At 69.3% G+C, this 14547-nt stretch carries 12 protein-coding genes; 1 reads left to right on the forward strand and 11 read right to left on the reverse strand.

Features of this window, described 5'->3' with window-relative positions:
• From FLX08_RS22145 to FLX08_RS22195, 11 genes are all read right to left on the reverse strand, one after another.
• Window positions 1-1006 (reverse strand): tetratricopeptide repeat protein (locus tag FLX08_RS22145; RefSeq protein WP_142620887.1); only part of this gene is annotated, 1006 nt, incomplete at its 3' end.
• A 130-nt stretch (window positions 1007-1136) separates the two neighbouring features.
• A complete protein-coding gene (locus tag FLX08_RS22150) occupies window positions 1137-3230 on the reverse strand; it encodes a DEAD/DEAH box helicase (RefSeq protein ID WP_142620889.1) in 2094 nt (697 codons plus the stop codon).
• Entirely contained in the window at window positions 3227-4552 is a 1326-nt protein-coding gene (brxD, locus tag FLX08_RS22155) for a BREX system ATP-binding protein BrxD (RefSeq protein WP_142620891.1), read from the reverse strand. The genes FLX08_RS22150 and brxD overlap by 4 nt, the downstream gene beginning before the upstream one ends.
• Window positions 4549-6117, reverse strand: a complete 1569-nt coding sequence (locus tag FLX08_RS22160; protein WP_142620893.1) for a hypothetical protein — start codon at window positions 6115-6117, stop codon at window positions 4549-4551. Before FLX08_RS22160 ends, brxD begins: the two co-directional genes overlap by 4 nt.
• Window positions 6118-6993: a protein phosphatase 2C domain-containing protein gene (locus tag FLX08_RS22165; RefSeq protein WP_142620895.1), complete on the reverse strand. Its 876-nt coding sequence runs from the start codon at window positions 6991-6993 to the stop codon at window positions 6118-6120.
• A gap of 31 nt (window positions 6994-7024) precedes the next feature.
• Entirely contained in the window at window positions 7025-7696 is a 672-nt protein-coding gene (locus FLX08_RS22170; RefSeq protein WP_142620896.1) for a vWA domain-containing protein, read from the reverse strand.
• Between the two features lie 10 nt (window positions 7697-7706).
• Window positions 7707-8237 (reverse strand): hypothetical protein, encoded by a 531-nt coding sequence (locus tag FLX08_RS22175; protein WP_244312809.1) that lies wholly within the window; start codon window positions 8235-8237, stop codon window positions 7707-7709.
• A complete protein-coding gene (locus FLX08_RS22180) occupies window positions 8234-10027 on the reverse strand; it encodes a methyl-accepting chemotaxis protein (protein ID WP_142620900.1) in 1794 nt (597 codons plus the stop codon). Before FLX08_RS22180 ends, FLX08_RS22175 begins: the two co-directional genes overlap by 4 nt.
• 181 nt (window positions 10028-10208) lie before the next feature.
• Window positions 10209-10808, reverse strand: coding sequence for a hypothetical protein (locus FLX08_RS22185; protein ID WP_142620902.1), 600 nt, complete (start codon window positions 10806-10808; stop codon window positions 10209-10211).
• Between the two features lie 11 nt (window positions 10809-10819).
• Window positions 10820-11851, reverse strand: a complete 1032-nt coding sequence (locus tag FLX08_RS22190) for an ADP-ribosylglycohydrolase family protein (protein WP_244312810.1) — start codon at window positions 11849-11851, stop codon at window positions 10820-10822.
• Window positions 11848-12486, reverse strand: coding sequence for a DUF4352 domain-containing protein (locus FLX08_RS22195; protein ID WP_142620904.1), 639 nt, complete (start codon window positions 12484-12486; stop codon window positions 11848-11850). The genes FLX08_RS22190 and FLX08_RS22195 overlap by 4 nt, the downstream gene beginning before the upstream one ends.
• Before the next feature lie 207 nt (window positions 12487-12693).
• On the opposite strand from FLX08_RS22195, the gene FLX08_RS22200 reads away from it, so the two are divergent.
• The gene (locus FLX08_RS22200) at window positions 12694-14517 is read left to right on the forward strand and encodes a serine/threonine protein kinase (protein ID WP_142620906.1); all 1824 of its coding nucleotides are present in this window, start codon (window positions 12694-12696) and stop codon (window positions 14515-14517) included.
• Window positions 14518-14547: the final 30 nt, after the last annotated feature.

The raw sequence follows: 14547 nt of genomic DNA on the forward strand, positions 1-14547 counted from the left end.
CGGCGTCCGCATCGCCGAGCTTCGCCTGAACCTGGGAGAGGTTGCTGAGGAAACTCGCGTACCACGGGGCCGCTCCGGAATCCTCGGCAAGCAGCAGCGGAAAGAGTTCCCCAGCCTCAATGAGGCTCTCGTGTGCCTGGTTCCACTGTTCGAGATCCGCATGCCGTAAGGCTGTGGTCTGCAGCGCCATGGCGAGTGTCATACGGTAGTCGCCGTCGGCCAGATTCCTTGCCACTTCCAGCGCGGCCTGGGAGGTCGTGAGGGCTCCGGCGAGGTCACCGTCGTCCACTTTGAGGTTGCTCAGGATGTTGAGCGCGAGGGCTAGACCGTAGCCCCCTCCCAGAGCCCGGAACTGCTCGATGGACTTCTCCGCCAGCCGGATGCCTTCCTTCAGGTCGTCGTCCTCGGCCACGCGCTGGGCGAGACGCAGCAGGCAGCGAGCGTACGGTTCCCGCGCCCAGTCCAAACCCATCTCGACGAGTGGAGCGAGGCCGCGGACCGTCTGCCGGCAGACCATCATCGCGTCGAGCACACTGCCGACATGGACGAGCAGGGCACTGTACGGTTCGGCCTCCGCGGCAACATCCAGCCAGCGGGTAACGTCCTCCTTGGCCAGGGTGCGAAGGATGCGGAAAGCGCGGCGCCGTACGGAGACGGCATCGTCGAGCCGGCCCAGCGCCGTGAGCGGCACGGCGAGCTCGCTCAGCGCCCGCGCGAGCTGAAGCCGATCACGGCCCTCCGAGAGGGCGAGCACTATGCGGCGCGCGAGCAACTCGTTATCGGGGTGCCCCTGCTCGGCGAGCCGATCAGCGAGCGCCTTCAGCGAGCGAGACAACTCATCCCGGACGATGTCCGGATCGGCGATCACCGTCTGCTCCAGACCGTGAATCTCATCGCCCAGCCGAAGGACCAGATCGTCCAGCGACTCGGAGATGGTCATACTGAACCGCTCTGGCTCGGCTGCCGCATAGGCCTGGTACTGCGCGACGAGGTGGCCGATCGACATAGTCGTCAGTCATCCCTTTCTTTTGGAACGTGACAACCGGTTGATCATTCCGAAAACCGGCACAAATTTCTAGATACTCGGCTGGGATGGTCCAGACTGATCAGGCCGGGTCATCGCCGGATAGGCATGCTCATCGGAGCGTGAAATGCGCGGGCTCCGAAAGCACGGCGGCCGCGGCGGGGAGATCGGCCAGACGGGTCGCGAGCGTCTCGACGGCGAGTTCGCGGGGCAGCAATGCGCTGAACTTGAGGCCGTTCAGCGCCCTGTCGTCGATGTCGGGTCGGCTGAGCTCGCCGGCGAGGTCCTGCCGCCACCGAGTGCCGGTCAGGTCGTTCCTCAGCCTGACGTGCAGGTCGTCCACGCGCTGGGTCGGATCGGCGAGCGGGCCGAGCGTGGCTTTGATCGTGGCGTTGGCGCGATATCCGGCCCAGGTCCACCACTGCAGGTCGCCGTCGTTTCGCACGATCACGGTGCCGCCCGGGTGGACGAGGTCGTGGCTGTCCTCCCGTATCCGCGTGAGTCCGGTCACCGCCCGGCGGGTGAGTTTCACCGGAGGGTCGGCGCCCAGAACGACGTCCCGCATGGCGCGTGCCAGGGCGAAGGAAGCGCCGCCGGACATCGTGGTCGCCCAGCGGGCCTTGCCGCCGCCTCCTTCAACGGGCTGGACGAAGCATCGTCGTCGTTTCCAGTCGATCCAGTCCACGACCCAGGTGCGGCCGGCCAGCAGCAGGAGGCGCGGCCCCGTGACGGCGGACGTCAGGAGGCTGGGATCCGTCCGGCCGATCTCGGCGTTGCCGCGCAGGACGGTGAACTCCGGCGGGGCCGTGAACACCGCGGTGAGGTCCATGAAGTTCCGGCGCCCGAAGCGCTGCTCGGCCTGAGGGCCGACGAGCAGCGCGCCGCCGTCTCGCTCGAGGAAGCCCTGGTCGATGAGATGGTCGAGCACCGGGCGCGCGTGCTGCTCACGGAAAGGGCCGAGGCCGCGCCACCAGTCCGGCCACAGGGCGTCGCCTATCCGGCCCTCCTGCAGGGCGAGCGCGAGGAGTTGTTGCGCGACTATGTGCCGAGGCGAGGGCGGCGGCTGCAGGGGCTCGACGTAACCCGTGCTCCACAGCAGCAGGAGCCCCGCGGAGGCGAGGAGATCCTCCTGGGTCAGGCCCAGGACGAGGCAGTTGCGCCTGACTCCCGAGCGCCTGCCCGTACGGCCCAGGCGCTGGAGGAACGACGCGACCGACCACGGAGCGTTGATCTGGATGACTCGATCCAGGTCTCCGACATCGATGCCCAGTTCCAGCGTGGAGGTCGAGACGATGACACAGTCGCGAGACTGGGCGAAGGCCTCTTCAGCGCGGCGCCGTTCGTCGGCCGAGAGGGAGGAGTGGGAGAGGAACGTCGTGACGCCGTGGTCGCGCAGCAACTGACCGAGCTCTTCCACCATCCTGCGGGAGTCGCAGAAGACGAGCCGTTTCTCGCCCTGATGCAGTGCCGCGATGACGCGGGCGGCGTTGGCGACGGAGCCGACGTGGTCCAGCTCCACATCGGCCGCTCCGGAATCCGCTCCCATGCCAGGGGCGATCACTTCCGCAGGCCGGCTCCCCGCGCCCGAACCCTGGAGCCAGGAAAGCAGTTCACGAGGATTGCCCACCGTCGCCGACAGGCCGATGCGCTGGAGCGGCCGTCCGGCCAGCCGGGTGAGGCGCTCCAGAACGGCGAGCAGGTGCCAGCCCCGATCGTCGCGGGCGAAGGCGTGCACCTCGTCGACCACGACTGCCCGCAGATCCGCCAGGAGGCGGCGGTGGTCCACCCCGTTGCTGATGAGCATGGCCTCCAGGGATTCCGGGGTGGTCAACAGGATGTCGGGCGGATCCCGCAGGATCGCCTGACGGCGGGAGCCGGACACGTCCCCGTGCCAGAGCTCGACCCGCCTGCCGAGCCAGCCCGCGTACGACTGAAGGCGCGGCAGCAGGTTGTTGAGCAGGGCCTTCAGCGGGCAGACGTACAGCACCGACAGGCCGGTCCAGGTCTGTTCCTCCATCACGGACAGTAGCGGGAACGTCGCCGCCTCGGTCTTGCCTCCGGCTGTCGGCGCGATCAACAGCGCGTCCCGCCCTTCGCCGATGGGACGTAGCGCCTCCTGCTGCAGCGGCCGCAGCCGGGCCCAGCCGAGCGTGTTGGTGAGGTGGTACGCGATCGTCGGGTGAAGTGCGAGTGTCGGCGAGGTCACGGCAGGTCGAGCTCCACATCGTCCGCGGAGACCGCCGGGCGGCCGCGGCGGAAGGCGTTCAGCTCGTCGTCGTTCAGCTCTCCCTCTGTGACCGTGACCTGCCGGTAGTCCCGCCGGGGGTCGAAATCCTCGTGGTCCGAGACCCGGTAGAGCACGTCGGCGACGAGCTTGCGGAGGAAGATCCGCGGCGCCACGCCGGCTCCCAGGTGCCCGGCGACGGCGGTGGCCAGGTCCTTGACGTACGCGTCGTCGATGAGGTTCCTGATGCGCTGCTCGGCGGGGTCTCCCTGGGCGTACAGGTCGCGTACGGCGCAGCCCAGCTCGACCAGCTTGTCGCGGTCGAAGCCGGTGAGCCGGATCTGCACCGAGCGGGCGGAGTCGAACCGCGCGTCGGTCTTGAAGTCGGAATGCAGCCGCTGGGCCAGGGCCGGGGATCGCTGCACGCCCTGCTGACCGTCATAGAAGGCGGGAGTGCCGGTGATGACGAGATAGAGGCCGGGGAAGCGGCCCTTGTCGATCTCGTCGATGAGCTGCCGAAGCGTGTTGAGGCTCCGCTCACGGTTGTCGCTGCGCATCCGCTGCAGGGTCTCGACCTCGTCGAGCACGACCAGCAGCCCCGGATAACCGCAGTCGCGCAGCACCACGAGCAGGCCCTGCAGGAAATACAGGGCCGAAGTCGAGTCGACGTCCCCCTTGAGCCCGGCATAGCGGCGGATGCTCGACGCGACGTTCGGCTCGCCGCGCACCCAGGCGAGCAGGCCGTCCGCGGTCGCATGGTCGCCCGACAGCCTGGCGCGGCGGTAGAAACGCAGCGCGGTCGCGAACGCCGGCGCGTTCTTCGCGGTCTCGGCCAGCCGTGACTCGATGAGCTCCTCGACCGCGGTGCTCATCGCCCTGCGGTCGTCCTTCGCGACCCCGGCGTCATCCTCCAGAGCGAGAAGCCATGTGTCCACGATGTCCTGCAACGCGCTCGGCGGCGAGCTCGCGGTGCTCAACCCACCGATCAACGACCGGTAGACGGTCTCCAGCCGGTGCAGAGGCGTGGTCCGGTCCGAGATCTGGATCTCGCTGGTCGCCATCTTCTTCCGCTTGGCCCTTTCGGCCAGCCAGCGGGCGAAGAACGTCTTGCCCGAGCCGTACTCGCCGCGAACCGCCTTGAATCCCGAGCTTCCGGCGGTCACCGCCGTCAGATCGTCGTCGAGCGCCTTCTCGAACCGCTCCATGCCGACCGCGAACAGATCCAGGCCGTTGCGCGGCACGGTCCCGCGGCCGAGAGCGTCGATGATCTGCCGCCGCCTTGCCCGGCTCACCTTCGCCGTCACGGTTCATCCTCCTCGAGGAACTGCTCTTCCAGCAGTCGCACGTTCAGCTCGACCGTACGGTCGCGGTCCTTGAGCATGATCACATCGGTCTGCTCCACGTTGAGCAGGTTCTTCAGCGCCCGCATCAACAGGACCGTCCGGTCAGGCGTCTCGCCGAGCCGCTGCGCGATGTCCGCCACCGAGCCCCGTCCGGTGCCCCCGGCGAGGTGGTCGATGATCCGGGCGACCGTATCGTCATCGACGACGCCGCCCCGGGGAGCCAGCCGCCGCTGCTCGGCATAGGTATCCGAGGCCACCACCCGCTGACCAAGGGTTGGCAGAGCTGTCACTGCCGCAGGAGGTGCAATCGGCTGGGCAGGTGTTACGGGCACCGGTGCTGGGGGAGGGGCGGCAGGTGCGGGCTTGGAGCGCACCGGTTCGTGTGCCACGGGGAGGCCGCAGATGGTCTCGCCTGGTCGGGAGACACGCGGCTGATGCGCGGGCTGACGCCTGTTCCCGTCCTTTGCGGGCGTCGTCGGTCCGCCCATGGGAGAGACCGACGTCCAGCTCCGTTCCGTGGACGGTGGGGACGGTGGCGGCGGCAGGGGCGGTCTGCTTCCCCGTGCCGGCCTGCTGACCGGCACACTGACACGGCCCGTGCCCGGCAGGCGGATCGGGGCGTCAGGCCCGGAGTGCACGGACCGCTGTTGCCGAGCGGGCCGGGTCACCGCGATGCGCTTGCGGCCGATGAGAGCCTGGACCCACTCGGCCGCGATCGGACGTGTGCCGCGCGGGCCCTGCGCACGGGTGAAGAGCTCCCCGACAGCGGTGACCACATGGTCCGGCAGGCCGGGGAGCAGCGCCGGCTCGTCACCGGGCCGCACGGACGGGGTCCGCGAGAGCACCCGGCCGACCAGCAGCGCGAGCTTGTATCGGTCGGTGTCCATGTCCGGCCCGCTGGAGGGCTGGTAGGGATCATTCCAGTCCGGCGTGTGCGCCTGCCGCAACACCGGTTCCGCCCCGTGCCGGCGCAGGCCGTCGCAGTCGAGCATGAAGACCTTGTACGGCTGGCCCGGGCGCCACAGGAGGTTCCGGAAGGAAAGGTCCCCGACGATCCACCCGTGGGTGTGCAGCAGGTCGATCAGCTTGGCGGCCAGCGTCGCGATCTCAAGGCGGCCGTGGACGTCCGGCTGGTGCAGGTCCTGCCACGCCCAGTTCGGTTCGTACAGCAGATATTGCAGCTCGACGAGCTTGGGCTTACCGCCGATCGTGCCGTAGAAGTCCCGGGGCACGTGCGGCATCAGGAAGCCGGTCACCTGGCCCCCGTGCACGACCCTCGCGACGGGCCAGGCGCACTGGTGCAGCAGCGCGCGCACCTCGGTGGCCGTCTGGCGATGACCGAACTCGACGAGCTCCGCAAGTGCCGCGCCGTTCACCTGGCCGGCCTGCGGCATGTACTCCTTGTAGACGAGGTTCTCCGGCCCGAGCACACGGGTGACCACCCCCTGGCCGCCCTTGTCGAGGGGGTCGGACTCCAGGGGCAGCGTCGCACGGTGCCGGTCGAGCGGATGGGGCGTGAAGGCCATTCAGACCCTCCAGATGCACACGGCGGTCCGGTCGTCGTCGTGCGTCTTCGCCCGGAAGCTCATCTGCCAGAAGAACTCGGGCAGGGACGGCGGCCGGCTCCACCAGCTCGCCAACCGGGAGCTCACCTGCGGCCCCCGCATCGGCTTGGCCAGGCCGTCGGTGCACAGCAGCAGCATGTCGCCTGGATACAGGTCGGCATAGCCGACTTCCACGTGCTCGATATCGCGAGGCAGCGCGTGGGTCGCCGAGGTCGAGACCCCCGCGTCGGCGTCGTCCTCGCCGAAGCACGGTGTCCAGACGCCCCTGTGCAGGTGCCACGCCATGCAGTCGCCGACCCGGACCAGCACGGCGCGGTGCACGGACGTCTCGGGCACCTCCCGGATCCTGGCGGCGAGGAACGTCGTGGACAACTCGTCCGGCGGCATCCCGCGCTCGTCCGCCCGGTCGCGGATGTCGCCGGCGATGCCGTCGACGAACTCCCGGGCGTCCGTCATGTAGTCAGGGGCGATCGGCAGCGTGGAGAGATACGCCTGCGCGACCTCGCAGGCCGTGGCCGCTCCGACATGCGAGCCCTCCTTGCTGCCCAGCCCGTCCGCCACGCAGGCCAGCAGCGTGCCCTCGCCGTCGTGCCAGAGCCCCATCGCGTCCTGACGTACGGTGCCGTAGTAGCGGTGCGCGTCGCCTCGGATCGATGCGGCACGCACCTCCAGCCCGGGCAGCGCGGCGCCGTCGATTTCGGTGTCCGGCCGCCGTACCGCAGGCAGCGGACCCGGCTGTGAGATCACCCGCGGCTCGCGGCCGATGACGAGCGGCTGGGGAAACCCGGGCACCGTCTCCGCCGCCGCGGGCGCCTCGTGCTCCTGGACCTGTTCCATGTGCGGTTCCTCTTCCGGGTACGGTTCGCGATCAGAGCGGGTCGGGGGCGAGGACCGTGTAGCCCGGCACCTGGTCGGGGATGATGAGCTGGGCCGTGCCCGAGGGATTGGACGACGACGCGACGGCCGACTGGACGACGGAGTTGAGCAGCTGCCGCGCGAACTCGCGGAGAGCCTGTGTCGGCGACATGTCGCCGTTGGCGATGAACGCCCGGAACGTGGCCACCTGCTGCAGAGTCGCCGGATCCACGTCGCCGAAGCCGAACGCCAGGATGGTCGGATGAGCCCGGAAATCGCGGCTGACCAGCTCCTTGTGCTCGACGTGCCACTCGTCCGTCGGGAGGCCGTCGGTGAGGAAGAACACCGTGGGCCGGTACGGCGCGTGCCCGGCCTGCTTCAGCCCCGCGACGTCCTGCTCGATCGTGCGCTTGAGCAGGGAGAACGCGGCGCCATAATTCGTCGTGCCGCGCGGGGACAGCTGCGGAATGGAGTGCACGTCGTTGAGGTCGGCCAGCGGGAGCAGCACCTCGGCGGTGCTGCTGAACCCGATGATGCCGAGCCTGGCCCGGTCCGCCACGACCGGGTTGCTCGCGATCTCCTGGTAGATCAGGGGGAGCTCCTGGTTGATGGCATCGAGGGGCGGTCCCTGCATGGAGTACGACTCGTCGCAGACCAGATAGAAGGGGAGTACCTGTTCGCTCATCAGGTGGTCCTCAGCTCTCGGTGATGGGGGAGCAGCCGCCGGAGACGAAGTAGATCTCCATGGAGATCGACCCGCTCGGGGCGGCGAGGTCATGGAAGTTGCGGGTGGCCGCGGTCTGGAAGATGTTGGGGAACGCCTTGCTCGCGGCCGCGTTGACTCGCGTGGCCAGATGGACGCCTTCCCCCGCGCCTCCGCTGGCGCCGAAGGTCAGCACCATGCCGGCGTGCCGCCCGGCCAGGCGCTTCCTGTGCTTGAGCAGCTCACGCCGCACCGTGCCGAGCAGCTCCTTGTCCGAGGCGCCGGAGTTCACCCGGAAGGAGATCTTGGTGGGCTTGGCGGCCACCCCGGCGGCGCGGGTGACGCAGGGCGATGGGGACGGGCTCGGCGAGGGCGAGGCGGTTCCCTTACCCGCAAGGGGCTTGGCCGGGATGGGAGGGGGCGCCTGCGCGCCCAGCATGATGATCGTGAGCCCCAGCAGCAGGTCGGCGAACAGCCAGCCTGCGAGGAGCAGCGACGGCGCCGAACCGCGACGGCTGATCACGAGTGCCATTCCTCGGACCGCTCGCCGCTGTTCCCCGTGGTGCCCGGGGCGGCGCCCGTGTCGAGGGGTGCCTGGCCATGCGGATCATCCGCAGGTCCGGCCGGGACCTGCGTGCGGTCCGGGCCGGGCGGGGTGCCGGCGCCGGAGGATCGCGCGGCACCGCTGACGAGGCCGGCGGTGACGGCCGCGGCGGCCTGCCGTACCGCCTCGTCCAGCCGGGCGATGGCGGCCTGCAATGCGGTGATCTCGGGGCCGGTGACCTCACGGACGGCCGCCGGAACCTCCTGGAGAGACCTGGCAAGGTCCGCGGGCAGCCGGTCCAGGGCGTCCCGCGTCTCCTCCAGCAGCCGTACGGTGCGGCCGGCGGTGTCCGAGACCATCTCGATCCTCGCGGCATGCGCGCTCGCGGTCCCGGCCCAGTCGTCGAGGGCCTCCCTGATGTCGGCTCCGGCGCCGCCGAGCACGGCGGAGAGGGTGCCGCTGCCGCTGGTGAGCGCATGGCTGATCCGGTCGCCGCTTTCGGTGGCGGCGGTCTCCACCCGGCCGACGGCGGAACCGATCCCGGCCGTCGCGCTCACCAGCTCGCCGACCCGCGCGTCCAGGCTCGCCGCCGTGTCGCGTACGGCCTGCCCGGTCGAGCTCGCGAGGTCGCGGACGACCTGGCCGGTCGAGTCCGCCAGGTCCCGCACGGCCTGGCCGGTCGAATCTCCCAGATCCCGCACCACCAGGCCTGTCGAGGCCGCGAGATCCTTCACGACCTGCCCCGCGGATGTCGTCAGATCCCGGACGACCTGTCCTGTGGACGACGTCATGTCGCGTACGGCCTGCTCGGTCAGCGTCGCCAACTCGTCGACGGACTTCCGTACGCCGCTGGTCGAGTCGAGGATGACGGTGCTGAGCCGGTCGCCGACACGGTCCACCGCCTTGTCCGTCTTCTCGCCGACGGAGTCGATGGCGTAGGCGGTGCGCTCGACCGAGTGCAGCAATGTCTCCGCGGCGGAGGAGACCGCGGCCATGTGCTTGTCGAGGGTCGCGATCGAGTCCCGCACCTCGGCGACGCCCGCCGTCAGCGCGTCCGTGGCCTGGCCGGTGGCCTCCAGCGCCTTCTCGAGTTCCTCCACCACCTGCGTGTGAACCTTGCCCATGGTCCTGCCGACCTTGTTCAGCTCGCTCGCGCTCTTGGTCAGCTCGGCCTGGAACCGGGCCGGCGAGGCCAGCTTCACCTGACCGAGGTGCAAGGTCGCCTTGGTCAGTGCGGCCAGCAGGCGTGAGCGAAGGGCGGCCGCCTCTTCCTCGGCCCTCTGCTCGATCGAGCGGCGCAGGAGCCTCTCCCACAGAGTGATGACGATGAGCGCGCCGATCACCCCCAGGGTCATGAAGGCGATGCTGTCGAACCGCAGCCAGCCCGGCAGCCTTCCGTCGAAGCCCTGCTGCCACATCTCCAGGAACGGCCGGCGAGCCGCCTCGACGCCTGCGGCCGCCAGGGTCTCGCCGTACGCCGTCGTGGCCATCTTGAGCCCGAACCAGGTGGTGACGATGGGGAGGAAGACGAGCACAGGCTGCACCACATCGATGATCTTGTGTGCCTTGTGCCCAATACTTGAGTCGGCCGGGATCGAACGGACCGACTCTCCGGGTGGGAAGGCGGCGAACAGGTCCACCTCGCACCATCGCTCGGCCTCATCGGGCGTCAGGACGGCCCACGCCAGCTCGCGAAGCTGTTCCGCCCGGGGCTTCAAGCCCGGATGCTTGGCGAGCACGCGGAGTTCAGCGGCAAGATCCTGGTCCATCACGGAAGACCGATGTCCTCTCGTTAGATTCGGGTCAGCGTCAAAGGGGATTCCGGATGGACCGGTCCAGACGCGAGAAATCGGCGTGATCTTCCCGATTGCGTGGTGCAAGTGTCAACTATTGCACCGGCAAATGGTTAGAAATGCCTATGCGGGTGGGGGTGACGTTGGATCCCGGCCGTCAGTTCCGGGTGAGGGTCCAGGCACCGTCGGCGTGGACCGTGACAAGCCGGGTGCCGACGGGCAGGAGGGCCTTGCCCTTGTAGCGGCCGATCTCGTTGAAGAGCAGGTCGCCGTAATAGCCGATGCGGGGGTAGGCGTGCACGATGAAGTTGGACTCACCGCCGTGCGCGGCGCGTACGGTGTGCAGCCCGCGGGTGGGGGAGAGCTTGAGCACCTGGTCGCCGGTGCCCCGGATCGTCGCCGAGCACCAGCAGCGCGCCTTGGTCAGGGGCAGGAACGTCGCCGTCCAGGCTCCGTCGGCCTTGATCTCCAGCCCGATCGTGCCCCTGGTGCCGTAGTCGTTGTAGAGCACGGTGCCCTTGTAGGGCCCGATCTCGTTGACCAGGTACTCCCCGGCCTTTCCGTGCGGGTCGACCGTGTGGACGATGAAGTTGGAATCGCCGTCGTGGGTGAAACGGATGAGGCCGGGCTTCTTCGTGGCGTGGATGCGGATGACGTCGTCACCATCGCCCCGGTAGGTCGTGTCGGCGTGGGCGGTGGCCGGTGTCGTGAGGGCGGCGGTGGTCAGGGCCAGTACGGCGAGCATGCGGCGGAACATGGGCGTTCTCCTCAGCGGGGATAGCGGTCGGTCCAATAACTGTGTGAGGTGGGTTCCGTCAGGAGGTCGTAGGTGATCTTCACGAGGGTCCGGCGGCCTTCCACCGCGTCGACCCATTCGGCGGGCAGGAACCTGAACCCGTGCCGTGCGCCGAGGATGCTGCCGCAGATGGCGCCGGTGGAGTCGGAGTCGCCGGAGTGGTTGACCGCCAGAAGGAGGGCCTTTCCCGGGTCCGGCTCGGCGAGCGCGCAGTAGACGGCGATCGCGAGAGCCTCCGCCGCGACCCACCCCGCCCCGAGGGATTCGACCGCTTCGGCTGTCGGCTCGGGCCCGGCGGCCAGGTGGACGGCGGCGCGCAGCGCGCTGACGGTCTCCTCGTGCGCGGGACAGGTGGTGAGCCGGCCGAGCGCCCGTCGTACGGCCTGCTCCAGCGGGTCGCCGTGAACGAGGTCGTGGATGATCGCGGCGAACGCTCCGGCGGACAGCGAGGCCGTGGGATGCCCGTGGGTGAGGTAGGAGCAGCGGGCCGCCGTCTCGAACGGGTCGAACACCGACAGTCCGAAGGGCGCGGAACGCATCACGGACCCGCAGCCCTTGGAGAGCGGGTTGATCTCGCCGATGGCGCCGGGGGCGGGGACGTTCACGTGCCGCCCGGCGGCGTACAGCCCGGACAGGCAGGCCATGCCCGGCGCCCGCACCGCGTACAGCCACCTCTCTCGCCTGAGCCACCCGTTGCGCAGGGCGTCGTCCGCGGCCGGCGGCTCGGGGAACTGCTGCGTGTCGAGCCAGCGGAGGTAGGAGTTCCGGACGGCCTCGACGGGGTCGATGCGGTGAAGCCGTGCGCGGATCAGCCCTTCCGCCGTGAACAGGGTCATCTGCGTGTCGTCGGTGACCTCGGTCGAGACCATGTCGCGCAGTCCGTCCGGTCCATGAGTGGCGCGGATCTGTGCCAGGGACATGAACTCGACGGGGCTGCCCAGAGCGTCTCCGACGGCGCCGCCGAGCATGCAGCCCATGACGCTGGAGTAGTAGCCCACGCTCACCGTGCCAGGGAGACGGTCACACCATCGGAGAACAGCGAGTCGTGCAGCTCGACCGCCTTGAGCCTGACGTCTTTCGGCACGTCGAACAGCAGGATGCCGTTGACCGAGTTCCCCGGGTTGATGTTGTTGAGGAACGCATTGGAGTCCTTGAGCCCGAGCGCGGCGGCTCCGGAGTCGGCGTCGAACGTGCGGCCCTTGGCGTCGATGAGCTTCTGCGCCGAGTCGCTGAACATCTGCGCCTCGTCGCCGATGTTCTTCACGGTCAGGTGGATCAGGACGTACTGCCCCTGGGCCTTGGAGACCGTGAAGCCCTCACCGACCTGGGACAGTCCCTTCTCGACCTTGGTGACCTTGAACGCGAACTTGCCGTCCTTGACCACGTCGCCCAGCCCGGGGACCTGCGGCTTCTTCGCCTTGTGGGTCTGGGTGGCGTGCTCGGGTGTGTCGGTCAGGCTCGCCTGGGTGTCGCTCTGCCCACCGCCCTTGAGGATCGTTCCAAGGACGATCAGGCCCGCGAGCACGGCGGCGCCGATCAGGAGCGCTTTCAGGCAGCCGCCGCCCTTCTTCTGCACGACGACGGTCTGGGGGTAGGGCGGCGGGTAGCCCTGCGGCGGCTGCTGCGGGTTCGAGTGCATGGGGACGCCTTCTTCGTCGTTGCCGGCCGGGAGTCCGCGGCGGGGGTGTGAACGGGGACGGCTGCAAGTAAAGCATGCTGTGAATCGCGCACACAACCTATCCGAGGGTTGCATTCACGTATGGCTCTGTGTCATGTTACTTGCGGCGCGCAAAGCGGTGAATCCGCCCAAACCGGTCGCGCCTTGTGACATCAGCACGGAGGGTGCGTGCAGCCGCTGTTGACGGGTGATCCACGCAGGATCGGTCCATACCTGGTCGTCGGCCGTCTCGGTGCGGGCGGCATGGGGGCCGTCTACGCGGCCGTGGACGGCTCCGGCCGGCGCGTGGCGGTCAAGCTCGTCCACGAGACCCTGTCGGTCGACCTCGAGTTCCGTCGCCGCTTCAGCCGGGAGACCTCCGTACTCGCCGGAGTCGAGGGAGCCTGTCTCGCCCGTGTGCTCGACTCCGATGCCGGGACCGAGCGCCCGTGGCTGGCGACGGAGTTCATTCCCGGGCCCACGCTCGAACAGCACGTGGAGGCCGAGGGGCCGCTGACCGGCGACGCACTGTACGGCCTGGCCGCCGGGGTGGCGGAGGCGCTCGTGGCCATGCACGCCGCCGGGGTCGTGCACCGCGATCTCAAGCCGCCGAACGTGATCCTCTCGCCGCAGGGGCCCCGGCTCATCGACTTCGGCATCGCCAAGGTCCTCGACTCCACCTCGATGACGCACACCGGCACGTTGATCGGCTCGCCCGGGTGGATCAGCCCCGAGGAGTACGGCGACGGCAATACCGGCACCCCGGCCGACGTCTACGGCTGGGGCCTGCTGGTGCTGTACGCGTCCACGGGCGAGCCGCCGTACGGCACCGGCCGTCTCGAGGTGCTGGCCTACCGGGTGCGCGAGCAGATCCCTGACCTCCAGGCCGTGCCGGAGGACCTGCGTGACCTCGTCGGCCGGGCGCTGGCCAAGGACCCCGCGGAGCGGCCCGCCGCTGCCGACGTCCTCGCGGCGGTGACCGAGACCTGGCAGGGCGAGGAGCCCGGGACGGAACCGGGCGACGTCACCTCGTTCATCCAGCGGACCTGGGTGCTCCCGTCCCACGAGGCGCCCGATTGGCCCGAGGTCGTCGTCGCTCCCGCTCCGCCGACCAGGCTCCTGCGGTCGGAGGAGCCGGTGACCGCCCCGGCGACGGCCGAGGCCGCCGCGGCTGTCTCCGGAGCCAACAACGCACCGGTGACAGCCGCCGGCCGGCCATCCAGGGCGTCGTGGATCCACGCCTACGTGGCGACCGCGGCCGCGGTCACCCTGATCACCGTGACCGCCATCATCGCCGCGTCCGCATCGGAGCGTTCCACCCCCGTCGTCACGCAGGCAGCGCCTGCTTCCCCGGTGCAGGCCACCGTCGCTCCGGCCCCCGTCGCGACGGCCACGGTCACTCCGGCACCGGCGGAGAGCCCGAAGAAGAAGCCGGAGGCTGCGGGCAGGAGGGTGTCGTTCAAGGGCGTCTCGCTGACGCTCCCCAAGGGCTGGCGGATGACCACCGACGGCGACGATCGGGCCTGCGTGGAGTCTCCCCGGTCGGGGGGAGCCGACGGTCCCTGGGACTTCTTCTGCCGTCCCGATTCCATGGCCGTCGAGCTCACGTCGACGAAGGACGATTGGCCGGGCTTCGGCATCGAGGACTCCGAATTCGGCTTCATGTGGGGGCAGCACGTGCCCTGCCTGACGGGAGGGAGCGTGCTCCGCGATCCCTACGGATCGATTTCGGATGACGAGGGAGAGGCGGGGCTGTACTACGGCATCGATCCCTATGCCTCACGGCTCGTCCATTCGGGACTGGCGAAGATGCGCGACGGCAGGAAGGCGTACTACCGGGAGTGGCAGGTCGCCTGCGAGGTCAACCTCGTGTACACGATGATGGTCTGGTATCTCCCGCAGTCGAAGGTCGCCTTCTACGTGCTGAGCGCGCATCCGGAGGACGAGAAGGGCTACAAGCAGATCATCGCTTCGGTGGACCTCCGGGGTTATAAGCATGCGGCTAAACTGTGAACGCCGTACACGTGAACCTTGACGGCGTGA

It is taken from the genome of Microbispora hainanensis (assembly GCF_006874475.1).
GTDB classification, from domain to species: Bacteria; Actinomycetota; Actinomycetes; order Streptosporangiales; family Streptosporangiaceae; genus Microbispora; species Microbispora hainanensis.

Coding starts and splice junctions, on each gene's coding strand:
- FLX08_RS22160 (WP_142620893.1), bottom strand. CDS start 6,117: ATGGCCTTCACGCCCCATCCGCTCGACCGGCACCGTGCGACGCTGCCC.
- FLX08_RS22165 (WP_142620895.1), bottom strand. CDS start 6,993: ATGGAACAGGTCCAGGAGCACGAGGCGCCCGCGGCGGCGGAGACGGTG.
- FLX08_RS22170 (WP_142620896.1), bottom strand. CDS start 7,696: ATGAGCGAACAGGTACTCCCCTTCTATCTGGTCTGCGACGAGTCGTAC.
- FLX08_RS22180 (WP_142620900.1), bottom strand. CDS start 10,027: ATGGACCAGGATCTTGCCGCTGAACTCCGCGTGCTCGCCAAGCATCCG.
- FLX08_RS22185 (WP_142620902.1), bottom strand. CDS start 10,808: ATGTTCCGCCGCATGCTCGCCGTACTGGCCCTGACCACCGCCGCCCTC.
- FLX08_RS22195 (WP_142620904.1), bottom strand. CDS start 12,486: ATGCACTCGAACCCGCAGCAGCCGCCGCAGGGCTACCCGCCGCCCTAC.